This window comes from Microbulbifer variabilis ATCC 700307 (assembly GCF_000380565.1).
Classification (GTDB): domain Bacteria; phylum Pseudomonadota; class Gammaproteobacteria; order Pseudomonadales; family Cellvibrionaceae; genus Microbulbifer; species Microbulbifer variabilis.
In genome coordinates this window covers 183,364-207,668 of sequence record NZ_AQYJ01000023.1, presented here as the reverse complement: position 1 = coordinate 207,668, position 24,305 = coordinate 183,364, and the positions used below count along the sequence as shown (strand labels likewise).

Genomic DNA, 24,305 nt, shown 5'->3' with positions numbered 1-24,305 from the left:
TAGAAAATTACTACGCCAAGCTGCGGTTTTAACCGATCTGGATCTTGGTAGACCCATGGATATTGACCCATAACTCAAGATCAATTTCTCATTAGCATTAATCTAGCAATATCAAAAAAATAATAAAAAAACATTGGCGCCCTGCTGCTCACATCTGCGACTGCTTGGACAAAAATGGAAAAGTGTCCAGTTAATGCGGCCTGCAGAAAATTAACCGTCAATCCCCGACTGTCCAGTAAGTGAAGTTGTAAGAGCCGCCTATTTTATAAGGGATAACGCTTTGATTTGGGTGTCCCATAATAAATTTAACGACCGCTTACGGCGTCCCGATGAGAAGTAACACCCTGGGGTAAATCGAATGGTACTCTGCAACTTCAGAATCAGACAGGGAAAGACCTTACCAACAACTGTGGGATTGCTCCTGCTTCCCGCCTGCTGCTTCTGCTCCGCTGATGACTTATTTATCCCCGACTCCCAACAGGCCCTCAATTTACAATCCGGCAATCTTTACTTCTCCGATAGCGCCTTCGCTATGGGCAATGCAGACCTTCTCCAAGCAGCAGATTTCCTCCGCAACAACTCCATGAACAGTACGCAGAGGCGTCTTAACTACCAATGGCTGAAGATGCATACCTACCCTTCTGAACACCGACCAACTACCGGAGGCAAGGCCCTGGTCAAAATCCTGAAAATGGGTTTTGAGACCTATAAGCAACGTAATAAACGCACAGCCCGGAACAGCCTACTGCGCTATACCACCAACCGCGGTAAGATTGGCAACTCTGTCGATTATGGGTTTAGCCTCTCAAACGACAAATTCAAAGTCTCCTTCGAGTACGAATTCTAGTACTGGCAAGCGGCCTTTCCTTGCATAGCTTCAGGTTTGTTAGAATCTCCGCCATCTGAATTTGGCGGAGACTGCCGTGAGTACCTCAAATACCCCAACTACCTTCCCAGAACTACCTATAGCCGGTGTTGGACGGCGCCTTGCGGCCCTGATGTACGATTTGCTGATCCTGATGGGGCTAATGATGGTCTATGGCTTCGTCGCCTTACCTGTCGCATCGGCAATTGGAGGTCTCAACTGCCAGCCGGAAGCCATGGATTACAGTCCTTGTGTGGGCGGCCCGATTTACCAGTTGGGTGCAGTTGCGGTCATCGCAGGATACTTTTTTTGGTCCTGGCGTGTAGCTGGGCAAACTGTTGGTATGCGCGCCTGGCGTCTCATCGTAGCCAATCCCGATGGCGTCCAGCTTTCATGGCGTCAATGTATCCTGCGTGCTGTAGTGGCACCAATATCATTGGCATGCCTTGGCCTCGGCTATTTTTCCGCTTGGGCCAGGTCTGATAAGGCCAGCTGGCACGACCTGATATCTGAGTCCCAGGTGCGCCTGCTGCCCAAAAAGAAAAAGTGATTCGCTTCAGCGGGCGCGCTTAAGTAGTAACCACCCCACTATGAAGCACAGAATTATGGGCACCACCACGGCCAGTAGTGGTGGGAAGCCAAAAACCAATGAAGATGGACCAAGCATATCCTGCACTGTCTGGAAAACAATACCGACAATAATGCCGGTAAAAACCCGTAACCCCGTGGTTACCTCGCGCAAAGGCCCAAAGATAAAGGAGATCGCTACCATCACCAGGCTGGCAATGGTGAGTGGTTGCAAAAGCTTTTTCCAGAACTGCAGCCAGTAGCGACTGGAATCCTCGTCCTTGCGATCGAGAAAGGTACCATAGGACCAGAGATCTCTCGGGGATAGGTCTGAGGGTAGCGGTACAATGAGCGCAAAAAGCTCTGGGGAAATCTCGGCATTCCAGCTACTGGTCGGTACCAGTTCACTCTGGGTATTCTCCGCTGAAAAGCTGGTAATACGACTGTTTTCCAACTGCCATTTATCCCCTTCGAACTGCCCACGCTCAGAAAACTCTACGCGTTTAAGCTCCTGATCACTGTCAAAGTGATAGCGGGTTATTCCGTATAGTTCGCCATCCGGCAGGGCCGCGTTGAAATGCACAAATTCCCCGCTGTCTTTCAGCCAAAGACCACTCTCCAGACCGGTGGCCTCCAGTTCTCCGAGCGCGCGGGCACGGTTGTTCTCAGCAATGACATTTGTCTTGGGAATAACAAATTCGGCCAGTGCCAAACCGATCAGGATCAGCAGGATAATCGGCTTCATCACAGCCCAGGCAATACGCCCGATCGATACTCCAGCAGCGCGCATAACCGTCAACTCGCTGGTCCCGGCTAAAGTCCCCAGGCCAACCATACAGCCAACCAGTGCGGAAAAACCTAACTGCTCATAAATCCGTGCAGGAAGCTTCCACAAAACATACTGCACTGCCTCCGCAAAGCCGTAGCCTTCCTTGAATTCTCCCAGTTGATCGACAATGGCAAATACAATATCCAGCCCGAGGATAACAAGAAGTACCGCACCCACTGCCAGGGCTATGGTTCGACCAATATACAGATCAAGCCTTAGCATTTGTCGCCTCCCCTACTCCTTCTGGGCGCAACTTGGGTTTGCGCCGCCAGTTCCTCATAGCCAGCAACAACAAACCGATCAATAGGAACGGCGGATGCACCAGCCAAATCACAGAGGGGTTGGCAAACTTGCCGTCCTCAATGGCACCACGAACGCCCTGCAGAGTTACCAGGTATATCAGGTAAAGGAGGATCGCAGGGATCATCTTGGCAAAGCGCCCCTGCCGGGGGTTTGTTCGGGATAAAGGGACAGCCAACACGGCGACCACTAGTACTAAAACTGGAAGGCTGAAGCGCCAATAGAGGAATGCCTTCTCTTTGGGGTCATCACTCTTTAATAGCTGCAAGGTGGGTGCTGATTCCATCTGGTCACGCCAACGATTGCGCAATTGAGGAACCTCGAGCAGCACCTCATAAGTGTCAAACTCCATCTGCCTGTACTCACGCTGCCCAGGCACCCCTGCATAACGATAACCATCGCGCAACACCAAATAACGCAACCCTGTCTCAGGGTCGACTTGCTGCACACCCTCGCGCGCACGGGTCACCACTTGGTGGTTTGCCTGTGTCTCTTCCTCAGTCGCACCCAACTCAGCCAGGAAAACATCCTGCATTGTGGACTTATCCTCGCTAAGGGACTCAGCGTAATAGACTGCTCGACCGCCACTGGTGGAGATAAATTTCTTTGGTATCAGGTGGTCGAACTCGTTGCGGGCTTTCTCAATGTTGAGCAAGTTAGTAGAGCGTGCCACACCTGCAGGAGAGAAATACAAGCTCATGGAAGCCACGACCAGAGCCACCATCAATGCTGGAGCCAGGGTATACATCAGCAGCCGCCACTCGCTGAAACCACAGGCATGCAACACTGTCATTTCACTCTCAATGTACAAGCGACCGTAGGCGAGCAGTATCCCAACGAAAAGCCCCAGAGGCAGCACAAGTTCAAGGAACCCCGGCAGACGGAACCCCATCAGGGAGAAAAGAATATTAGCCGAGATATCACCCGCGGCAGCCTCCGCCAGGTATTTAACAAATCGGCCACTCATCACCATTAAAAGTAAAACAGCGCTGACTGCCAGCGTGGCAAACAGCAGCTCACGGCAGAGGTAGCGGAAAATAATCACAGGGCGAACGTATTCCTTGGTGACAGCGGTGTGATGAAATCTGGACTCAAAATGAACAAGTTTCCCACCGACTACAGCATTCCAAAGACGGGCAGGTTAAACTTGTGCGACGCATTATCACTAAAAATTCTTGCTATGTCTCGGCTCTGAGCCATGCAATCTTTTGTCAGATTTTAAGGAAAGCTAAAAATGCAGTTCTCCGCCAAGGTTTTGGATATCACCAAACAGCGCACAGCCTGCTCCATTATTTCGGCAGATGCCAAAAACAGCCTTACCCACAGTGGAAAAAGCCTAGATAAACTCACCGGGGGAGTGATTGGCAAAATCCTCAAGCGCGGTGACCTCGGCACCAAGCCAGGCAGCACCCAACTGATTGACTTGATCGAAGGTCCCAGTGATCGCGTACTGGTCGTTCGTGCCGGCAAGGGTGCTCTCACCCAGGCTGAATTCCGCAAGCTGGCCACGACCAGCGCTACAGCGGCTAAAAAGTTCAAGGACGCCACTTCTTATCTGTGTGAACTGGATGTAGACGGTGCAGACAAGTCCTGGCAAGCACAGCAAATTGCAATGGCAGCCGGACTTGCCACCTACCGCTTCACCCAGTGCCAGACTGACGCAAAGCCCTATCCCTTGAGCAAGTTCACGGTACACGGCCTGGAGCGAAAGCAACTCAAATCTATTCAATCTGGAATCGATATCGGGGCAGCCCAAGCAATCGGTAGTAATGTAGCCCGTGAACTGGGCGATATGCCAGGCAACATCTGTACCCCCAATTACCTGGCAAGTGAAGCTCGCGCATTGGCCAAAAAACACACAAAACTCACTACCACGGTCCTTGATGAAAAGAAAATGAAAGCCCTGGGCATGGGTGCCCTGCTGAGTGTTGCCAAGGGGAGCGACCAGCCGCCGGCCTTGATTGCCATGAACTACAAAGGTGGTAAAGCCAGTGACAAGCCGATTGTACTGGTCGGCAAGGGCATCACTTTTGATAGCGGCGGCATCAGCATCAAGCCCGGCCTGGCTATGGATGAAATGAAGTACGACATGGGTGGTGCTGCCAGTGTCTTCGGTGTGATGAATGCACTATTAGAGCTGAAGCCATCGATCAATGTTGTGGGCATGGTTGCTGCCGCAGAGAACATGCCCAGTGGCGGCGCCAGCAAGCCCGGTGACATTGTGACCTCAATGTCAGGTAAAACCATCGAGATCCTGAATACCGATGCCGAAGGCCGCCTGGTACTCTGCGATGCCCTTACTTATGCCGGCAAGTACAAACCCCGTGCTGTTATTGATATCGCTACCCTGACTGGTGCCTGTGTTATTGCCCTTGGTCACCATGCAACAGGCCTGTATGCCAATAACGAAAAGCTCGCTAAAGAGCTGATCAAGGCCGGCGAGACTACCGGAGACCGCGCCTGGCAAATGCCTCTGTGGGATGAATATCAACCCTCGCTGGACTCCAACTTTGCCGATATGCAAAACATTGGCGGCCGCGAGGCGGGCTCTGTTACTGCCGCATGCTTCCTGGCGCGATTCACCAAGGATTACAACTGGGCACATATGGACATCGCAGGTAGTGCCTGGAAGTCTGGCGCCGCCAAAGGCGCTACAGGCCGCCCGGTTCCACTACTAGTTGAATACCTCCTGGGCAAATAAGCGCTAAACGCGCACAATAGCCGCCCACTTTACGGTGGGTAGCTGATAGGACGGCTCCGGTGGGGCCGTCTGTCTTTTCTGCATGGACAAGAATTTCACCGGCGCCCTCGATGACTCGAATCGACTTTTATATCCTTTCATCCGACCAGCCCCAACAAGCGGATATTTTCGCCTGTCGCCTTGCGGAAAAGGCTTACCGCAGTGGATTGCGCGTGCTGGTTGCCGTCGATAACCGGGACCACGCCAGCCAGATCGACCAGCTATTGTGGACTTTTCGCGAAGACAGCTTTCTCCCACATGCTGCTCAAAGCGAAGAGCAGCACTCAGCCATTGAAATTAATAGCGGGGAAGATCCGGGAACTCACCATGGACTGCTGATTAATTTATGTAGCAAAGTGCCCAAGTGGTTCAGCCGCTTTGAGCGCCTTGCGGAGATAGTTGTACAACATCCAGATACACTGCAGCGTTCACGATTACGATTTGGTCACTTCCGTGATCGCGGATATCCGTTACAATCCCATAAGATCAACTAAGGCATGTAATTACTCACTACCGCTATGTCCGGTCGAAAGAACAAACACAAGCAGCGCGGACAACAACGCAAGCAGCCCAGCGAATTGCTCAGCGAGCTCAGTTCGTTGCACGACCTCCTTAATAGCGACGACCTGGACGAAATTCCCCTGCTCAATCAAGTAGCCGGCCCTCACGGGCAAGGCACTCCCCAACAGACACCAGAGCCCCGATCCCAGGTAGAGGTCCCCACCCTTACTGCCGAGCCACCATCGGATCTCCCTTCATCAACAGACTCTATGTCTCAGCAACAACCAGCTCCTACATTAGAGGAGGATGCCCTGGATACGGCGGATCTGCCTATTCTATTCTCGCCGGTGGAAGAAGTTGCCCCTTCAGAGTGCGAAATGCAGCTAGCTGAGTCCGACCTGGCATTGCTGCGTCCACTACAGGAATTGCCCCCAACTGAGACTGAAACCGAGGTGACAGATCCTGAAGCGACTGGCAGAGGGATAACTGAAACTGCGAAGCAAGCTCAGGCAGAGAGCAGCCCCGCCCAGGAAAACCCTTTCTTGCCTGCCCATATTCGTGCGCGCCTCACTGGTGGCAAGGTTCCCACCGGTGTAGACCAGGATGCCCAAAGTCCAGAGCCGGTAGACCCCACCAGCGCAGGTACACGCACTCAGGCCCTGGCAATGGCCCAAGCCATTACTGAAGAAGGGGAGCCTGCCGACCAGCTGGAGCCAACCGAGAAGGAACGGCAGCGCCAGGCCCTGATCGAACAGTTAGTTGCACAGCAATTGCCACAACTGGAGAGGCGGTTGCGCGCACAGATAGAAAAAGTCGTCGACGAGCTGGGCGTCTGGGACTGATTACCAATACAGGCAAAACCTGCCTTTTGCCCACCAGACCCCGGCGGTATAATTGCCGCCTTTTCCGCGCAGCCCGAGCAAGCACCAGACTATCCTGAGCCAAAACGCTGTGCACGCAGTCAGTTAAACACAAGGTTTCCCGCCCGCATGGACAAAACATACCAGCCCAACGCCATCGAACAGCAGTGGTACAAAACCTGGGAGGAGAACGGCTACTTCAAGCCTTCCGGGGATACTGAGGCCAAGCCCTACAGCATCATGATCCCGCCGCCGAACGTCACCGGCAGCCTGCATATGGGCCACGGTTTCCAGGAGTCCATCATGGACGCCCTGATTCGCTACCATCGCATGCAAGGGGACAACACCCTGTGGCAAGTGGGCACCGACCATGCCGGTATCGCCACCCAGATGGTGGTAGAGCGCCTGCTGGGCGCCGAAGGCGTATCCCGCCACGACCTGGGCCGCGACAAGTTTATTGAGAAGGTCTGGGAGTGGAAGGAAGAGTCCGGCGGCACCATTACCCGCCAGCTGCGCCGCCTGGGCGCCAGCCCCGACTGGTCCCGCGAACGCTTCACTATGGACGACGGCTTCTACAAAGCGGTGCAGGAAGTCTTTATCAAACTGTATGAAGACGGCCTGATTTATCGCGGCAAGCGCCTGGTGAACTGGGACCCGAAATTCCACACTGCGATCTCCGATCTGGAAGTATTAAACGAAGAGAAGCAGGGTCACCTATGGCACTTCCGCTACCCGCTCTCCGACGGCTCTGGCCACTTGGTGGTCGCCACTACCCGCCCGGAAACCATGCTCGGCGATACCGCCGTAGCCGTACACCCGGAAGACGAGCGCTACCAGCACCTGATTGGCAAGACCATCAAGTTGCCCCTGGCGGATCGCGAAATCCCGATTATTGCCGACGAATACGTCGATCGTGAATTCGGCACCGGCTGTGTGAAAATCACCCCGGCCCACGACTTCAACGACTACGAAATGGGCCAGCGCCACAACCTCGAGATGATCAACATCCTCGATGCCGACGCCCACCTGAACGACGCAGTGCCGGAAAAATACCGAGGCATGGAGCGCTTTGCCGCGCGCACCCAGATTGTCGATGACCTGGACGCTCTCGGCCTGCTGGAAAAAGTAGAACCCCACACCCTCAAGGTACCCCACGGAGACCGCTCCGGCGCCGTGATCGAGCCCTGGCTCACCGATCAATGGTACGTAAAAACCCAGCCCCTGGCCGATGAAGCCATCGCCGCTGTTGAAGATGGCCGCGTTGAGTTCGTACCGAAAAACTACGAAAACATGTACTTCTCCTGGATGCGCGATATCCAGGACTGGTGTATTTCCCGCCAGCTGTGGTGGGGCCACCGCATCCCCGCCTGGTACGACAACGACGGCAATGTCTACGTTGGCCGCAGCGAAGAGGCAGTGCGCGAGAAGCACAACCTGGGCGCCGACATCAGCCTGCGCCAGGACGACGACGTACTCGACACCTGGTTCTCCTCCGGCCTGTGGACCTTCGGTACCCTGGGCTGGCCAGAAGATACCGAAGAACTGAAAGCTTTCCACCCCAGCTCCGTACTGGTCACCGGCTTCGATATTATTTTCTTCTGGGTTGCACGCATGATGATGCTGACCCTCTACTTCAAGAAGGAAGTACCGTTTAACACCGTGTACGTGCACGGCCTGGTGCGCGACAATCACGGCCAGAAGATGTCCAAATCCAAGGGCAACGTGATCGATCCTATCGACCTGATCGACGGTATCGACCTGGAGAGCCTGGTAGCCAAGCGCACCTCCGGCATGATGGTGCCGCACCTGCGCGAGAAGATCGAAAAGCAAACCCGCAAGGACTTCCCCGAAGGGCTCGAAGCCTACGGTACCGATGCCCTGCGCTACACCTACTACTCACTGGCATCCACCGGCCGCGACATCAAGTTTGATGTAGGCCGTATCGAAGGCTTCCGCAACTTCTGTAACAAGATATGGAACGCCTCCCGCTACGTGCTGCAAAACTGCGAAGGACAGGACTGTGGCCAGGACAACAGCAGCGACTATGAACTGACCATCGCCGACCGCTGGATTATTTCCCAGCTGCAGCGCACCGAAATCACCGTACGCGAAGCCATGGACACCTACCGCTTCGACCTCGCCTCCCAGGCCCTGTACGACTTTGTCTGGAGCGAGTACTGCAGCTGGTACCTGGAGCTGTCCAAACCGGTACTGTGGGACGACAACGCCTCCGACGCAGTGAAGAAAGGAACCCGCCGCACCCTGATCCGCGTACTGGAAACCATTTTGCGTCTGGCCCACCCGCTGATGCCGTTTATCACCGAAGAAATCTGGCAGCGTGTAAAAACCCTCGCCGGTGCTGAAGGCGATACCATTATGCTGCAGCGTTATCCAGAACCTAACAAGAATAAGATTGATGAAGAAGCGGAAGCGGCTGTTGCCTGGTTGAAGCAGGTTATTGAAGGCGTGCGTAATATTCGCGGTGAAATGAATATTTCCCCAGCGAAGAAAATCCCACTGATCCTGCGCGGCGGTTCCAGCCGTGACAAAGAACTGCTGGAGCAAGCCCGCAGCCTGCTGATCAAACTGGCGAGCCTCGAAGAAATTACCTGGCTGGAAAGTGGTGAAGCGGCCCCCGCCTCCGCCACGGCCCTGGTAGGCGATATGGAATTGCTGGTACCCATGGCCGGCCTGATCGACGTTAAAGCCGAGAGCGCCCGTCTACAAAAAGAGATTGATAAACTTTCCAAAGAACTCGCACGAGTTGAAGGCAAACTCAACAATCCCAAGTTTGTAGACAAAGCCCCCGAAGCCGTTGTTGCCAAGGAAAAGGACAAGCTCGCGGAAATGAAAGGTGCTCACGAGCGCCTGCAACAGCAACTTGAGGAAATCAGCAGCCTTTAATGGTTCTGGTAATCTGCTCCGATAAAGAGCGGATCTGATTTAAAAAAGGGGGCTCTGCCCCCTTTTCTTTTTTTGATATAAATCAAGCAACCCTTCTTGCCCTAGTGCCTTTCGGTTTTTTATCAACTCCAGAACCCGGGTATGTGCGTAATATACCTGTATCGCTTATGGGTTTGTCAGCTCCAAAATCAGCTTTACCGAAGTGGTATACGACCTAAAGCACGGTGAAACGCTTCAGACACCGCTCCATTTTTCAACCCTCCTAAATGCCTGATAAGAAATCAGCATGATTTTTGATCGGTTTTACTGTTATTTTTTAAAAAGAGCCTGATTGATTGAAGCTCTCGGTCTAACAGTGAGTTATAGAAAGACTATTCATTGGGGATAGTAACCAAAGTAATTATTTTTGAATTTGGGACAAGAGTTCTGGCTTGTATGTGCTTTATTGATCCCTCAAGGTTCTTACGCACTTCTTCGTTAGATTGATTCCAGGATGGTAATCATGATAATAATGGTCAGAATGATTACTATATAAAGGTTAGGTTTACATGGGGAAGCACTTGAGACTTTCATTATTTGGGATATTACTGGTTTGTACGGGGTGCGTGAGTATCCCAAAAACAGAACAAGAGTTGAGAAACAATCACTATCAAATTGTAGAAAAGTGCATAGATGCACCTTTAGCTGAAGCGTATGAGGTTATAGCCTCAAATACTGCGCGGTGTCACGGTGGGGCTGATAGCTTAATCATGCCTGCGGGTGGCGTATTTATTCCTGTGACAGCAAAGAACCAAATAGCAGGTACTATTTCTAAAGATCAAGCCAATGCAAAAGTAACCGTCGAACATATTAATCCTGTTAACAGTGGTTTTTTGCAGTTAATTGAACTTTATAAAACAGACGCCTGTCCAACAAATATAAAGGTTTATTTACTCAATGACTCGAAGAAATGGGAAACTGCTACAAAATCAGTTTTTCAATGGGTACAAGGTAATGAAACGAACTGTTTCGAGTTGTGATGAGCCTAACAAAAACCATCAATCTAACTCCGTAAAGTGTCACGCTTTTTGTTCCAAAAAGCCCGCCAGCATACTACGCAGTAGTAGTTGGCATTAACTACACTACACAAGGAGAAGTAATAAGCATTCGAGGAGTATTAACCCAGTTTGCTTTAACTTATATAATACTGGTTATCCTCGTAGGATTTACACTTAACTACTTTGGCGTTGGCAGTAATAGCGGCGTAAATATCGGAATATTATTGGGCTCGATATTTTGGGTATGTTCTTCTTTTGCTAATAAGAATCGCCGCTATTTCAATAAAAGTGAAAAAACCAGGGTAGTGATGGGGTTTATCACTATTAACGTGGTTATTCAAGCTATTTTCGGAGCTGCCGTACTTTCCGAATCTGGTCATGAAGCAATCGGTTCAGTTCTTTGTTCTCAGTTGCGATTATCGGAGCTATTCATGCAGTCGTTATCTATTTCTTTACAGGGGTTGTAAAAAAATCACTACTTAAACAAGGCATCATAGAGAGTTAACAAGACCAGCCAGAGGGATATCAAACCTCCGCTTCGCTTTGGTCTTGCCTCCCCTACTGGCAGCGTTAACGCTCTTATTAACAAACCCGGCGGACTGAACACGCCAATGCGCGCCCTTGCTTCGCGCGTTCCGAAATCTCAACCACCTCCATCCCCCAACACCCTCTCCTTTTGCAAACGTCTATAGATTTCCTCACGGTGAACGGGTAGGGATTTGGGAGCACGTATGCCTATCTTTACTTGATTACCCTTAACTTCCAATACCGTAATTGAGACGTTAGCTCCAATCCGTAAGTTTTCACCCGTCCGGCGCTTTAAGATCAACATAATTGCTTCCTATGAATACTCAAACCATACGTAGACCTCCCTTAATGGAAGGATTTGAAAGTAACTGTTAAGGAAGTATCAGGTGGGGCACGAGAACGGTAGGCATAGAGGTAGAAAAGGCAGACGCAACGCCTCCAGAGCCAGGGGACATGCCCCAAACTACTGAATGAACTCCACTTTATTGAAGACGAGCGGGTTTCTAGCGTATGATCCATATAGCCATTTTGATAGTGAGTGTATCAATTTGGTTAGCTGGCCCCAGGTGTTAGCGCACCTTGGGTCAGCGCCTTTTACTTACTTTTACGTCACGCTACCGTTCTCCTTTGAGGGAATGGTTTTTAGGAAATTATTGATTCTCTCGAGTTTCTTGGACCGCTTTGCTCATCGGCCTTCAGAAGGCTGTTCAATGACGACCCAAATATCGATAAATATCCACCGATTTTACGCAGCTTTGACACTAAAACAAACTGAATAAAATCCAATAAGATTATTTTTGTGCCTATATTTTGTGTATTAACAAACTGAGAATCTCAGTTGCACATAAAAATAACCGTTAAGATTGGTTCTCTTCCCCGAAACTCACTTTGTAATCCAGAAACAACAGCTCATCCCTAGCGGCTTCACCTTGCTGCTTTTATATGCACCTTGTTGCTTTCTTCCTCTGTCAATCTCGAAGATCAAGTGCAGCCGCACATATCCACAGAAAAAAGCATATTAACTTATTGATTTTGAATGGGTTACGTCTGTGATAAAAAGCAGCAAAATATCAGGATATAATGCAGCCGCAATATATCCACTAGCGTAATTTTCCACCATTATCAGCTAACATGCTGATTTATTTGTTTTTTCTGGCTAGAAGAATTTTCTCCTCTTGGGATATATTGACTGGTGATATAATGCGGCTGCTTTTGAATACACTGTTAGGTGACTCGTATGTACGTTGAAGAGATCAAGTCACTTCTAAATTACTTTGAAGATAGTGTTCCTGATCGGGAGTCGAATAGACTGCTTTGGAAGTTTTGCGATGAAAAGCACCGATGGGTAAAAGCTCACGGACTTCATTCCACAATTAGAGACCGGACAGTTAAGGCCGAGAAGCAAAACGATAGAGTCAGACTTAGCCAATATCTCTTTGAAGAGGCTGTTGCAAAGATGCTCTGGAATTTGACAAGACCCAGTGCACCGTTCGATCCCGACTCGCCTTATTGGGTAATAAAAAATGCGCTGATTCTTGCCAAAGAGCTTGATAAGTCAACGGCTGATGTAGTTAAAATCGTCACCTAACAAGTGGGTGATGTTCGTTCCAGCCACTACGTGGCCTCCACCGGACGGCCCACGCTTCGCGCGGTCCGCCGCATACCCAAGCGTTAAGCACAATATGAAATCTGCATTTTTACTACAGCACTTACACGTCATCGCAGAAGATAATGAATGTGTAAAAGTCATTGGTCTCTACGCAAGTAAAGAGGATGCTCTAGGCGCCATTGAAAGGTTAGCTTCTCAACCAGGGTTCTCTGGTTGCCCAAAGCTAATTGATCCTCTTGAGATCGATGAGGAAAGTGGGTTTTATATTGATGAATATGAGATAGGCAAAGATCATTGGTCCGAGGGGTACGTTACAGTGTAATGCTTAACAAAGCCAAGCACGGACGCCAGCAAAGCTGGCTGGACCTACATTCCGCAGCTTCACTGCTCCATTTCGGCCCGTGTTGGCGGCGTTAGTTGCCCGCAAAGATTAAAGTTAGGAAAAAGAATGAAGATCACGATTGAGACAGAAGTAAATGCACCACTTCCTGTTGTTTGGGATGCTTGGGTTAACCCTGAAGACATTGTCCAATGGAATTTCGCACTAGATGAATGGTGCTGCCCTAAGGCAGATATAAATCTGAACGTAGGTGGAAAATTTAACTATCGAATGGAAGCAAAAGATGGGTCTATAGGTTTCGATTTCGAAGGTTCCTTTACCAAAGTTTCACCTAGGGAAAGGATACATTTTACGCTTAATGATGATCGAGTTGTAATTGTTGAATTTACTGAAACGGCGAACGGAGTAAGAGTTGTTGAATCTTTCGAGGCTGAGGATGAAAACGCAGCAGAGCAGCAAAAGCAAGGCTGGCAAAGCATCCTTAATAATTTTAAACGCCATGTTGAAAGTAAAAGCAACTAACAAGGCCATTAACTAAGCGCCTTCGGCGCCGGACCCTCGTCCCTCGCGCCGGTTATGGCGGCGTTAACTGTTTAGATTCCAGGATGTTGAAAATAATAAAGAGAAAATCGGGTGAGATTTCGATTGATGAATGGAACGAGTTCATTCGTCTGAACAGACATTTGGAGCATAAGCCGCGGCGAGTAGGGATTAACCCGTTCACCCAAGAAGAAGTAGTATTTTCGGGGGCAGGAATAGCTCTGTATGTAGTTGGAAACGAAGCTAAGGGAGCACTAGAGCTCAATAATGGCAATCTCTTTACGTATGACGTCCCAAATAGTTTTTGCAATGGAGTCGGCCTTTACTTCCGGGCTCAAGTGTACGAGGGTTAGCACAGTTAACAAGGCCGGGCAATTTGCTCCGGGCCTGCGGCCCTCCGCGGGACAGCTTACCTTGTGCGCGTTTTGCGCAGGTCGCTTCGCTCCCATTTTTGCGCAAAACGCGCACAAGGTAAGCTGCCCCTGCCGGCGGCGTTATGTTTCGAATCATGGTTAAAGAAGAACTTAAGATCGCATTGCTTGAAGCCGCTAGTTACTTTCGGTCTCGTGGTATCCCCGAATGGGAACTTGAAGCCCTAGGGGCGGTAAATAAAATAGAGAGAAATGACTTTAGCTTTTTAGAAGATCTTTGGATTAAATATGCACCAACTTGTGATATTGACGATTTGCTGGTCACAGAATATGCAACCGAAGATGAAGATAAGGTAAATAAGCTAAACACCCAGTTAGCAGAGATCGCAAATAAAGTGTTTACGTTACTAGAAAGAGTAAAGTGTGAAAAAACATAACAAACAGCAGCGCGATCGCCCGCAAACTACGCGGGCTGGACGGCCTACGCTTCACTTCGGCCGCCCGTGTGCAGGGCGTTAGAACTCCAGACCGAGAAGCGAGATGGATTTAGATACCTTTTATAGACAAATTAAGGAAGCCTATCCTGAAATATCAGCACATGCTGACAAGTTATATGATGACTATTGGAACAGGTTGGTCAAACGGAATTCTCTTCATATTCTTAGTTTGAATCACTAGCGAATGCCATGAATAGTGAAATGAAAAATAAAGTGGCAGCTGATAATTATCAGGCACTCCTTGAAACCATTAGTTCAGAGTACGAGCACGGTGAAAGTGGAATAATGAAAGCAATTGACGTCGCGTTCTTAGAGAATCTGTTTTGGCAAGTAAATAGCGATAATGCTCGGCCGTACTGGGAAGTAATGCCTAAGAATCTAAAGGGGCTCTATGTCGGGTTTCACGGGCAAGCACCGCTCTAACAATCACAGGCACGTTGCTACGTGCCCTCCGGGCCTCCGCAAGACGGCCTACGCTGTGGGCGTTAGGATTATAAACCTGAAATGAAAATTTTATTGACCCTTATACTTGCTTTCTTCGCTCAAGATGCACTTACATGTCAGGAGCTAAATTGGACCCCAGAACAGTGGGCTGAAAATGCCAAAGAAGTTCATATTGGCAGAGTGTCTAGCATATCTATCCCTGAGTTGGAACATCGAGTGTTAAGTAAAGAACAAGAAGATTATTTAGTTCGTGGAGCGGAAAGAGTAATCCGAATAAAGGTATATGAGACCCTGAAGGGCAGCCAAGAAAATCTTGTTCAAGTGAAATTAGGTTGGTGTCGTGGCGGTAAAGCGGATCTTGGAGAAATGGTAGTTCTTTATAGTCTCGGTAAGAAGTGGCACGCAAAGCAAGCGACTAGTGCGATTGCCAAAACTAGAGCAGCCCTAACAAATAAAGCCACGCCGGTGCTTTAAGCATTATGCAAAAAAAGGAAAGGAGATCTAAATGAGAAAAGATGAAATAATTTTGTTACTTATGCCGTTGCATTTTATTCTTACCAGTAATGTAAATGCATCAACTAATGCAGGAATTGAGTTAATATCCGAGTTAACAGCAGCAGCAAACGCTATATGTCAGTCACCCTCGGAGTTAGGACATTACTCAAAAGTGCACTTGTCAGCAGATGCCAATGCAAAACTAAAGGGTGTTTTCAAGAAGTTAGGTGATCTTAGTGGCGATATAAATAGCAACGTAACCAAAGAGAGCTGGTTGGGTGTTAGACAAAAGGATCTTGCTAGTGCAATGAAAGACGCCAACACTTGTAAGGTCCAGGTATTAAGCATGCTTACTAAAGATATAAATGTAAGTATTTCCTTGCATCAGCCTGTGTCAAATTCTGTTCCTCACTTAAATCATGAAAACGGCAGTAACAGTTGGTTATGGTTAGAGCCTAACTTGAATTCATCTGTTTTATGTAAAGCTGAATCCGGTTCTAAAGTTGATCTACTGAACGAATATACTGAAGGTTTAATCACATGGGTAAAGGTTCGAGTCAAATCTGGTAGTTGTAGTGGTACAGTGGGCTGGACAGGTAAAGACAACTATAGAGTATAGGCATAACAAAAGGTTGCAGTACGTTCCGACCTACGGCCTCGCTCAAGCTTTGCTTGAATAGGCCTCTGAACATAGCGTTAAGCCTTTGGAGGAATATGGATATACTCTTAACAACTGGGTCAATGCTGATAGAGTTCGGTCTTCTAACACTTTTGGCTTATCTCATAGTAACGAAACCGACTAAACGTAGTTTGGTCGCTCCTGTCCTAGGGGCAGTTACCCCTATGGTTCTATTCCTAATTATTGGTGTTATCGATCATTACATCTTTCTCTCAGAAGAGCCTTCGATGTTCTTGGCTTCTTTTACAATGGGGTTACTTTTATATAGTATTCTGGCAGGCATAGGCTTTCTCTTAGGACTTTTTCTACCAAAAGCTGTAGGTCTTCGTTGGCGGTATATAATTGCGTTTTTTCTAGGGCCAACCATTGGTTGGGGGCTAATCACGGCATGGTAGCGCTAGCGCTAAGTCTTAACAAATCAATTAACTACGCGCCTTCGGGGCCGGACAGCTTACGGACTTTCACGCCATTAGTTGTCCCCCGTCTGGGCGTACCAAGTACAAGCAGGTTGCTTCGGGCCTTTGCCCCTTCGCAGGACGACCTACGCTACGCTCCAGCCGTGCCTGTTTTAGTGGTTATAACCAAGGATAGATATGGAAAATAATAAGATTTTTCTAACAATCAATAGAGTTAACTCAATACTCTTTCTACTCTTATTGATTGCTTCATTAATTGGGGCTTTTTTTATCTTTCAAGAGATAACGAAAAACACAAGGAGAAATGCGGTAGAAATCTCAACTCCTAACAAAGAAACTAAAGAAATAATCGAGCTTTCAGATGTAGAAACAATTCGAGACAAAGGAATCCAGTATATACGTGTCTATTCAAAGCGTGACGGTGTTTTAAAGTCTGGGGGATATAGCCGAACCCTTCGAAACCTACTTTTCTTAAGTCAAATCGGAGAGGAACCTACATGGTTACTTCCGGACAATAACTCTAAAATTATTAATCATCGCATTCTTAAAACATATGACAATCAAACAAATGAATCGACATCCGACTACATATATGTGGAGATTAGCCCTAAATCTGAAGGGGTAAGCGCTTGTGTCAGCGCCACCGATGGAACAACCCTTGAGTGCCTTGATACTGGATTAAACAAAATCATCCAGTACGAGTATTTCTCAGATAAACAGACGTTGGGCTTGCTTGTACAAGTGTCAGATGAACTTCGCTACAAAGTTTTTGACCTTGTCTCGAAGAAGCTAGAGTCTGACAAATTTGTGATAAAGCTATAAATCGGGTAGCCGGTAGTTTCTAGCTACCGGCCCCCACACCACCCATCCAGGGATCCGCAATGGGCGGCTCCCTACCCGTAATGGATCTCTACCCAACGACAATGTCGAGCAGCTCTTCATTTGAGTTGAGTGTCATGGCAGTGCGCTACCTCAACTTTAACCGACTGGAAACATATCGGCAGGCTAGCCTTGCCTTTTAACTCATGGAGTTTGGGTTCAGGACTTCACCATGTCCAAGGTATTAATCTTGGCATTTGGTTACTATGCCGCCGGCTGACTTCTGTTGAATCACCTCAGCCATTACTGACCGAAGCGCTGCTGTGCTCCACCACTTTTTTTCTATCCCGCGATGGCGGCTAGTGGGTTGGGCAACGGCCACGCCAACAACTTCACAGCACCAAGCTAAACAGATCTGCCCAGATAAGAGCGTGATCTTTCACTACACAACTGCATCATTGACTCTACCCGCTAGATCACCCGTCTTCGGTGTCCTTGGCCAACTCGCCTCCAAGCTAAGCCTTCTAGGATATTTCGGTCTGTCAGCTCATAACTTTACAAGCCGCTTCCTCCCCACAAGACCTCACGGTGTTGCAGTTGCCATTTACTGGTAGTTAGCATTTAATAGAACCCATTAAATGGTGATACTCCTACAAGGGACTTTTACCCCATTTACCCCATTAGTTCACGCCCGTACTGGGTGTACCAGTCAATGAATTACGTGCCTTCGGCGCCCGACAGCTTACAACCCGCTTCGCTATGTTACAGCTGCGGGTTATTGAGGAGTCATGTAAAAACACATTAAATAAACCAATTTCCTCATGGTGGTAATGATAATATTTTTCAACACTCTTATGCATTACACTAAGTACTCGAATTAAATAGAGGAGAGTTTAATGGTTAAATACAAAAAGCAAGTGTGGGATATAAGACACTGAACTATCAATCCGGCGAGTTTGAAATCCGCCAAGATAAAGACCTAAAAGTAAATAGCGTTTGCGTTTTACTACATATTCCAAACTGGTGGCACCCATTGAAGTAAAGAAATATAGCGGTTAACACTCTTATACCTTGTATCTATGGTTGGCTATCATAATTTTCTATTTATTGTTAAAGGTGTAATACTTATGAGCGTAAGATTTCACTCGGATCAATTGTTCTACCACGGCACTAACGATCGTTTTTTTGCGGAAGGTCGTATCGAACCAGCGGGACAATTCTACCTCTCTACCAGTGGGTTTGAATCGCCTATTACCGCGAACACAAGATACATAATTAAATTCAAGCTAGTTAGAAATGTTAATGCTGTTGAGAGCCGGAATATCAAACGTGGCGACGTTGATGAAACTCAGCTTATACGCGATGGAGGACTGTGGTGTTCGGTACCTGATGCTGGTGAGCCTCAAGTCTTGATCCATTGGGAAACCGCCGGACACAATTTTGAGTACGTCTCCTGGTCATTCTGTTGGTGGTCTGACCGTTTTCGGTGGGTGGCTTGTTGTGATCGACCAGCTCAATACGGACTGCCCAGTAACAATCATATGGTTTGAAGTCTTTAAGGGAAGTTCACAAAACAACATGGACAGTCATTCACAAACAAGATCGGTGACTGTCCTATTTATTTGGAAGTTTTAAAAAATACAAATATATTCACGTTATTTTAGGAGTTTGGATTTTCGCCCCTCTGATTTGGTTTTTCATCGAGTATTATTTCGTATGGGTTAAAGGGACAGGTGTGGATCGCGAATAATTAGCTGTTGGTAGAGAACTGACAAAACCTTTTTAGGCTGCAGTTTTAGCAACTCTTTTGGTTTTATGTCAAAACAATGTCTAAATCGGGTAGCCGGTAGTTTCTAGCTACCGATCCCCACACCACCCATCATTCGGGTCCTCAATGAGCGGCTCCCTATCCGTAATGAATCTCTAACCAACGATAGTGTCAAACAGCTCTTCATTTGAATTGAATGTCATGACAGTGCGAAGCCTCAATTTTATCCAACTGGGAACTTATCGGTAGGATAACCCTGTCTTTCAACTCATCGAGTTTGGACTCAGGCCTTCACCATGCCCAAGGTATTAATCTTGGCATTAGGCTACTATGCCATCGGCTGACTTCTGTTTAATCACCTTGGTCATTACTGACCGAGGCGCCGCCGTGTTCCACCACTTTTTCTCTATCCACGCGATGGTGGCTAACGGGCTGGGCCTACTTATGAGTCAGCGGCCGTGCTGACAGCTTCACAACAGCAAGTTAAACAGATCTCCCCAGGTAAGAACGTGGATTTTCACTACACAACTGCATCATTGACTCCACCCGTTAGATCACCCGGCTTCGGTGTCCTTGGCCACCTCGTATCCAGGCTAAGCCTTATAGGATGTTTCTGTTCGCCAGCTCGTAGTATTGCTGCTTCCCCCCCAAAAGACCTCACCGTATTGCAGTTGCCATTCTCTGGTAGTTAGCATTTAATGGCGCCCATTAAACGGTGATCTTCCTACACGGGACTTTCACCCCATTAGTCCACGCCCATGCTGGGCGTGCCAAATTTAGGCAAGCGGACAAATTACTACGCCTTCGATTCCGTAATTTTCCGTTGCTCAGGGCGTTATGTAGGGCTAAGTCAGATCTTATTGAAAGATGTGGCGTAATTGACATTAGCTTAAAGAATCATCCTGACACTCACTGTAGTGCTACGACAAATTTACCAGACACAATAAGTTGTTTTTATGCAGCCTTTTAATACTCAATTTACCTTATCTAGAGATTACCTTGCCGAATGCTATGATCAGTCTCTACCCTATGGGAAAAATGTCAAGCCCAATTATCTTCTTCCTACATTACTATTATCTTCTGGTGCGGGATTACTGTTATTTACTGAGCAACCTAAGATCGCAAGTTGCACGTTAATTGCATTAGGCGTGCTGGAACTGATTCACATTCGATTTCGACGAGCTTGGTGGTTAGCACGGCAGATGCTTGGGAAAAGTGCCGGTAGTGAAGTGAAATTAACCATAGATAAGGATGGAATCCAGACACAGAATCCTTATACGATAACAGCTCTGTCATGGGCAGATATCGAGCGTATTATTGAAACCGATTTAGGGCTTATTTTGGTAGCTAAATCTGGGGGGCAGCAGTACTTGTCTAAATCGTTATTACCTGCTGAATTAATTAATGAGATAGTAACCAAGATTAAGGGTAAACATTGATTTCAATAAGAAATTAAAATTGTGCCTACAGTGCAGATAATACAATACATAACAAGTTGCCCAAACGCGACGACCCTACAGGGTCGCCCGTTGGCAAAGCGTTATGTGTAAGAGTGTATAGAAAAAATGAAACTTCAAATATTAAAATTTCTGAATGATGGTGACTTTATGGGTATACACCCAGGAGCTACCAAAGCTGAAGTTATTCAGCCAGATTGGAGAGCCTAAAGGATGGGCTAGCTCGTCAACAAGTGAAGAGATTGACGAATTTATGGAGGCCAACATTTGGGGCTATGGAGGATGGGTAATTTGGTTCGACAATGATTTGGTGGATGCTATTACGGGTTCTTTATCTGGTGAGGAATTTGAATATTCTGATTTCGGCGAAGAAGAGGAAGTGAAATTTCAAGAAATCAATATTGATCAGTTTGTAGATGCTCTTGAGGAAAGTTCTATTGATTACTATCGGGCACCGAAAGTATTAGAGTTTATTGATAAAGATGGAAATAGGATTCAAAGACGAAAAAGACTTGCCTTCGAAAGCATATACATGGGCACTAGGTTAGAAAGTAGGGTTACTATCGAAAACGGAAAAATATTCCAGCTCGCACATCCATGTAGCATTATTTCTCAAGCTATAGGAATGAGTTGTACGGAGAGCGCTAGAAAGAAAGGTTGGTCGCTGGTCAGGTGACTTGAAAATACATAACAAGACAATGCACTAGCCCTACACCACAGGCCTTTTTCTTATGCATTCACTAAGTTCATTGTTGCATAATAAAAAGTCCCACGGCTTAGGCTGGCGGTCTGGGCGTTCGTAGTGTATCTCTACCCAACGATAGTATCGAGCAGCTCTTCATTTGAGTTAAGTGTCATGGTAGTACGCTACCTCAATATTATCTGACTGGAAACATATCGGTAGGCTAGCTCTATCTTTTAACTCATAGATTTAGGTTCCGACCGTCACCCTGTCCAAGGTATTAATCTTGGCATTCGACTACTATGCCGTCAGCTAACTTCTGTTTAATCACCTTGATCATTACTGACCGAGGCGCTGCTGTGTTCCACCACTTTTGTCTATCCCCACGATGGCAGCTAGTAGGTTAGGCCTACTTATGAGTCAGCGACCATGCTGACAGCTTCACAGCAGCAAGCTAAATAGACCTCCCCAGATAAGAACGTGAACTTTCACTACACAACTGTATCATTGACTCTACCCGTTAAATCACCCTGCTTTGGTATCCTTAGCCACCTCGCATCCAGGCTAAACCTTGTATGATGTTTCTGTTAGTCTTTGCTAGCGGCTTCCTCCCCACAAGACCTCACGGTGTTGCAGTTGCCATTCGCTGGTAGTTAGCATTTAATAGAACCCATTAAATGGTGATCCTCCTACATAGGACTTTCATCCCAATTAGTCCACACTCATGTTGGGCTCATCAAGTTAAGGCACCCGATGTCAAAACCGCTGCTTCGCTCTTTTTGTCACAGGTGCTTTAGGCGTTAGAGGTAAGACCAAGGTAAGGAGTTTCAAATGAGGGCCATTTTATTAATAACCGTTCTTTTTCTTGGTGCTTGCGAAGTATCCACTTCAAAGAATTATACTATTCAAGTTGAGGGAGGCCAGAATCATGAGGAGAACCTCAAGGCCGCCCCTGTCATAGCTAACCTTGTCTGGAATGGAAATTTACATCATCAAATTCAAAAAGAAGTTGTAGAGCTCCAAGATCAAGATTTAAGTAATCTTTTGGGCCTTCGCTACAAAAATGTGTCTTTTAGTTCTGGTGAAAAAGGCGTTTTTATTCAATGCATATTTAAATCTTCATTCAATGACGAGGTGGGCGATAAAGTAATTGAGATTTGTAGAAAAGAAGTGGAAGCTCAAATTGCTGACCACTTCACTTCGAATAAGTCAAATCATTCGGACGCCACTGTCGCGACGCCCGGTGTTTGAGACGTTATAACTTGACCAATGATACAATTTATTAAAACCAAAGACTTAGATAAATCTGCAAAACTTACTCTTGCCAACATGCAGGAGTACTATGACATGTATGGCGTTGACTGGACTTTATCAGATGTATGCAGTGCAATTGAAAATCTTGAGAATTATGATGTAGTGAATGATGATGGAGTTTTTGGGATTGTTAGACTCTCATTTGAAAACAATCGCTGTCAACTGCGAGATATTCAAGTTCTATCTAATCAACAAAACAAAGGGTTAGGCGCTTTAGTTATCTCTAAGGTAACCGAGCTTGCAAGGCAAAAACAACTAGAATTCATTGATCTACGAGTATTTAAACGTAGTCCAGCATATAGACTTTATGGTCGCCTAGGGTTTGTCACAGAAAGCGAAGATGATAAATTTTACCAAATGACGCTTACAGTCATATAAACCGGGTAGCCGGTAGTTTCTAGCCACCGGCCCCCACACCCACCATCGTGCGGGTCTGCAATGGGCGGTTCATATCCGTAATAAATCTCTGCCCAACGATAGTGTCGAGCAGCGCTTCACTTGAGTTGAGTGTCATGGCAGTGCACTACTTCTCTATCAACGACCACGCTGACAGCTTCACAGTAGCAAGCTAAACAGATCTCCCCAGATAAGAATGTGAACTTTCACTACACAACTGAACCATTGACTCTACCCCAGGATCACACGGCTTCCGTGTCCTTGACCACCTCGCCTCCAGGCCAAGACTAATAGGATGTTTCTGTTCGTCAGCTCGCAGTTTTACTAGCGGCTTCCTCCCCACAAGACCTCGAGGTATTGTAGTTGCCATTCGCTAGTAGTTAGCATCTAATGGGCCCCATTAGTTCCCGCCCATACTGGGAGCACCAAGCAGCAGCACGTAAGCCCAGCAAAAAAAACGGGCAGGACGGCCTGTACGCCGCTTCGCTCTGTTTCGGCCGCCCGTGTGCTGGGCGTATGTGTAAATATAGTTAAGAAACCTTTTTCGTGATGGTGATAACGAAAATAGGTAACAGCAATCACCCAAAAAGAGTCATATTTAGTATGAGTACAGGTACGGTAAAGTGGTTCAATGGTGACAAAGGTTTTGGTTTTATTACCCCAGATGATGGAAGCAAAGATCTATTTGTTCACCATTCAGAAATTCAAATGAGTGGTTTCAAATCTCTGAATGAAGGGCAAAAAGTAGAATATGTTGTGGGGCAAGGGCAAAAAGGACCGTGCGCCAACAATGTAAAGTCGCTGTAAGATAGTTAACAGCATAAATCGGGTAGCCGGTAGTTTCTAGCTACCGGCCCCCACACCACCCATCGTGCAGGCCCGCAATGGGCGGTTCCCTATTCGTAATGAATCTCTACCCAACGAAAGTGTCGAGCAGGTCTTGGGTTGATTGTCACGGCAATGCGCTACCTCAACTTTAACGGACTGGAAACATATCGGTTGGCTAGCCCCGACTTTTAAATCTTGGAATTTGGGTTCAGGCCTTCACCATGTCCAAAGTATTAATCTTGGCACTTGGCTACTATGCCGTCGACTGACTTTAGCTTAATCACCTCAGCCATTACTGACCGAGACGCTGCTGTGTTTAACCGCTTGTTTTCCATCCCACGATGGTGGCTAGCGGGTTGGGCCTATTTATGAGTCAGCGACCACGCTGACAGCTACACAGATCTCCCCAGATAGGAACCTGAACTTTCACTACATAACTGAATCATCGACCCTACCCGCTAGGTCACCCGGCTTCGGTGACCTTCCCCACCTCGCCTCCAGGCGAAGCCTTATAGGATG

At 47.6% G+C, this 24,305-nt stretch carries 25 protein-coding genes and 1 pseudogene; 23 read left to right on the top strand and 3 right to left on the bottom strand.

Annotation, left to right across the window (positions count from 1 at the left end; translation table 11 throughout):
* Positions 1–358: 358 nt before the first annotated feature.
* Positions 359–847, top strand: a complete 489-nt coding sequence (locus tag G367_RS0106155) for a hypothetical protein (protein WP_020412238.1) — start codon at positions 359–361, stop codon at positions 845–847.
* Positions 848–923: 76 nt separating this feature from the next.
* A complete protein-coding gene (locus tag G367_RS0106150) occupies positions 924–1,415 on the top strand; it encodes an RDD family protein (RefSeq protein ID WP_020412237.1) in 492 nt (163 codons plus the stop codon).
* Between the two features lie 6 nt (positions 1,416–1,421).
* Here the strand turns inward: G367_RS0106150 and lptG are convergent, their stop codons facing one another.
* Both lptG and lptF read right to left on the bottom strand, forming a co-directional pair.
* Complete coding sequence (lptG, locus tag G367_RS0106145; protein WP_026304958.1) at positions 1,422–2,483, bottom strand: LPS export ABC transporter permease LptG; 1,062 nt, start codon at positions 2,481–2,483, stop codon at positions 1,422–1,424.
* The gene (lptF, locus tag G367_RS0106140; RefSeq protein ID WP_020412235.1) at positions 2,470–3,606 is read right to left on the bottom strand and encodes an LPS export ABC transporter permease LptF; all 1,137 of its coding nucleotides are present in this window, start codon (positions 3,604–3,606) and stop codon (positions 2,470–2,472) included. The genes lptG and lptF overlap by 14 nt, the downstream gene beginning before the upstream one ends.
* Before the next feature lie 189 nt (positions 3,607–3,795).
* Between lptF and G367_RS0106135 the strand changes: the two genes are divergently transcribed.
* The 6 genes from G367_RS0106135 (at position 3,796) to G367_RS27070 (ending at position 11,070) form a co-directional block, all read left to right on the top strand.
* Positions 3,796–5,262: a leucyl aminopeptidase gene (locus G367_RS0106135; protein ID WP_020412234.1), complete on the top strand. Its 1,467-nt coding sequence runs from the start codon at positions 3,796–3,798 to the stop codon at positions 5,260–5,262.
* 110 nt (positions 5,263–5,372) lie between these two features.
* A complete protein-coding gene (locus G367_RS0106130; protein WP_020412233.1) occupies positions 5,373–5,795 on the top strand; it encodes a DNA polymerase III subunit chi in 423 nt (140 codons plus the stop codon).
* A gap of 24 nt (positions 5,796–5,819) precedes the next feature.
* Positions 5,820–6,644, top strand: coding sequence for a hypothetical protein (locus G367_RS0106125; RefSeq protein WP_020412232.1), 825 nt, complete (start codon positions 5,820–5,822; stop codon positions 6,642–6,644).
* 147 nt (positions 6,645–6,791) lie between these two features.
* Positions 6,792–9,566 (top strand): valine--tRNA ligase, encoded by a 2,775-nt coding sequence (locus G367_RS0106120; protein ID WP_020412231.1) that lies wholly within the window; start codon positions 6,792–6,794, stop codon positions 9,564–9,566.
* 605 nt (positions 9,567–10,171) lie between these two features.
* Positions 10,172–10,585 carry a hypothetical protein gene (locus G367_RS0106115; RefSeq protein WP_211214885.1) on the top strand — a complete coding sequence of 138 codons (414 nt, stop codon included), beginning with the start codon at positions 10,172–10,174 and terminating at the stop codon, positions 10,583–10,585.
* Positions 10,586–10,677: 92 nt separating this feature from the next.
* Entirely contained in the window at positions 10,678–11,070 is a 393-nt protein-coding gene (locus tag G367_RS27070) for an ABZJ_00895 family protein (protein ID WP_211214902.1), read from the top strand.
* 176 nt (positions 11,071–11,246) lie between these two features.
* Here the strand turns inward: G367_RS27070 and csrA are convergent, their stop codons facing one another.
* Positions 11,247–11,435, bottom strand: coding sequence for a carbon storage regulator CsrA (csrA, locus tag G367_RS0106110; RefSeq protein WP_020412229.1), 189 nt, complete (start codon positions 11,433–11,435; stop codon positions 11,247–11,249).
* A 933-nt stretch (positions 11,436–12,368) separates the two neighbouring features.
* On the opposite strand from csrA, the gene G367_RS0106105 reads away from it, so the two are divergent.
* The 15 genes and pseudogenes from G367_RS0106105 to G367_RS0106025 all read left to right on the top strand — a co-directional run bounded on the left by G367_RS0106105 (position 12,369) and on the right by G367_RS0106025 (position 23,765).
* The gene (locus tag G367_RS0106105; RefSeq protein WP_020412228.1) at positions 12,369–12,719 is read left to right on the top strand and encodes a hypothetical protein; all 351 of its coding nucleotides are present in this window, start codon (positions 12,369–12,371) and stop codon (positions 12,717–12,719) included.
* A gap of 94 nt (positions 12,720–12,813) precedes the next feature.
* On the top strand, positions 12,814–13,062 hold the full coding sequence (locus tag G367_RS0106100) for a DUF7336 domain-containing protein (protein ID WP_026304956.1): 249 nt from the start codon (positions 12,814–12,816) through the stop codon (positions 13,060–13,062).
* A 126-nt stretch (positions 13,063–13,188) separates the two neighbouring features.
* Complete coding sequence (locus G367_RS0106095) at positions 13,189–13,602, top strand: SRPBCC family protein (RefSeq protein WP_020412226.1); 414 nt, start codon at positions 13,189–13,191, stop codon at positions 13,600–13,602.
* A gap of 514 nt (positions 13,603–14,116) precedes the next feature.
* The gene (locus tag G367_RS0106085) at positions 14,117–14,428 is read left to right on the top strand and encodes a hypothetical protein (RefSeq protein WP_020412224.1); all 312 of its coding nucleotides are present in this window, start codon (positions 14,117–14,119) and stop codon (positions 14,426–14,428) included.
* 240 nt (positions 14,429–14,668) lie between these two features.
* A pseudogene (locus G367_RS0106080) lies at positions 14,669–14,911 on the top strand (DUF7674 family protein); the annotation flags it as partial.
* Between the two features lie 81 nt (positions 14,912–14,992).
* On the top strand, positions 14,993–15,406 hold the full coding sequence (locus tag G367_RS0106075; protein ID WP_020412222.1) for a hypothetical protein: 414 nt from the start codon (positions 14,993–14,995) through the stop codon (positions 15,404–15,406).
* 31 nt (positions 15,407–15,437) lie between these two features.
* Positions 15,438–16,046, top strand: a complete 609-nt coding sequence (locus G367_RS0106070; protein ID WP_020412221.1) for a hypothetical protein — start codon at positions 15,438–15,440, stop codon at positions 16,044–16,046.
* Positions 16,047–16,699: 653 nt separating this feature from the next.
* Positions 16,700–17,344: a hypothetical protein gene (locus G367_RS0106060; RefSeq protein ID WP_020412219.1), complete on the top strand. Its 645-nt coding sequence runs from the start codon at positions 16,700–16,702 to the stop codon at positions 17,342–17,344.
* A gap of 59 nt (positions 17,345–17,403) precedes the next feature.
* Entirely contained in the window at positions 17,404–17,544 is a 141-nt protein-coding gene (locus tag G367_RS26035; RefSeq protein ID WP_157533374.1) for a hypothetical protein, read from the top strand.
* A 924-nt stretch (positions 17,545–18,468) separates the two neighbouring features.
* Positions 18,469–18,891 (top strand): hypothetical protein, encoded by a 423-nt coding sequence (locus tag G367_RS0106055; protein ID WP_157533373.1) that lies wholly within the window; start codon positions 18,469–18,471, stop codon positions 18,889–18,891.
* A 1,174-nt stretch (positions 18,892–20,065) separates the two neighbouring features.
* A complete protein-coding gene (locus G367_RS0106050) occupies positions 20,066–20,548 on the top strand; it encodes a YcxB family protein (protein ID WP_020412217.1) in 483 nt (160 codons plus the stop codon).
* 154 nt (positions 20,549–20,702) lie between these two features.
* The gene (locus G367_RS0106045; protein WP_020412216.1) at positions 20,703–21,242 is read left to right on the top strand and encodes a hypothetical protein; all 540 of its coding nucleotides are present in this window, start codon (positions 20,703–20,705) and stop codon (positions 21,240–21,242) included.
* A gap of 837 nt (positions 21,243–22,079) precedes the next feature.
* Positions 22,080–22,499 carry a hypothetical protein gene (locus tag G367_RS0106040; protein WP_020412215.1) on the top strand — a complete coding sequence of 140 codons (420 nt, stop codon included), beginning with the start codon at positions 22,080–22,082 and terminating at the stop codon, positions 22,497–22,499.
* Positions 22,500–22,517: 18 nt separating this feature from the next.
* Positions 22,518–22,940, top strand: a complete 423-nt coding sequence (locus G367_RS0106035; RefSeq protein WP_020412214.1) for a GNAT family N-acetyltransferase — start codon at positions 22,518–22,520, stop codon at positions 22,938–22,940.
* A gap of 621 nt (positions 22,941–23,561) precedes the next feature.
* A complete protein-coding gene (locus tag G367_RS0106025) occupies positions 23,562–23,765 on the top strand; it encodes a cold-shock protein (protein WP_020412212.1) in 204 nt (67 codons plus the stop codon).
* Positions 23,766–24,305: the final 540 nt, after the last annotated feature.